General features: G+C 48.5%; 1 protein-coding gene. It reads right to left on the bottom strand.

Annotated features, from left to right (window positions below):
- Window positions 1–119 precede the first annotated feature (119 nt).
- The coding region (locus FH871_RS35495) for a hypothetical protein (RefSeq protein ID WP_212768441.1) at window positions 120–305 on the bottom strand (186 nt) is incomplete at its 5' end.

Below are 305 nucleotides of genomic sequence, written 5' to 3'. Positions count from 1 at the left end.
GCAGCTTACCCAGAGCGATTGCAATGGCCAAGATGACAACTAGACCCGCATAGAGGGGCAGGCTGACACCGGAAATTTTTATCTCATTGAGTTTTTTCATGATCGGTCGAAACCTCCAATTAGTATTGAGGATACCACTTGAGGTCACGAACAGCCTTGGCCATGTCAGTTTCCTTGGCTTGAGCAAGGCCTTGTTCTTGGGCCATCTTAGCAACAGCTTCAGCAACCTTGATAGAAACTTCAGCAACATATTGGAATGGTGGCAGAACAGGAGCCCCTGCTTGACCAGGATCAACCAGACCACT

The organism is Larkinella sp. C7 (assembly GCF_006149005.1).
Lineage (GTDB): Bacteria > Bacteroidota > Bacteroidia > Cytophagales > Spirosomataceae > Larkinella.
The sequence above is the reverse complement of the archived record's forward strand: the minus strand, read 5'-3'. Positions and strand labels throughout refer to the sequence as shown.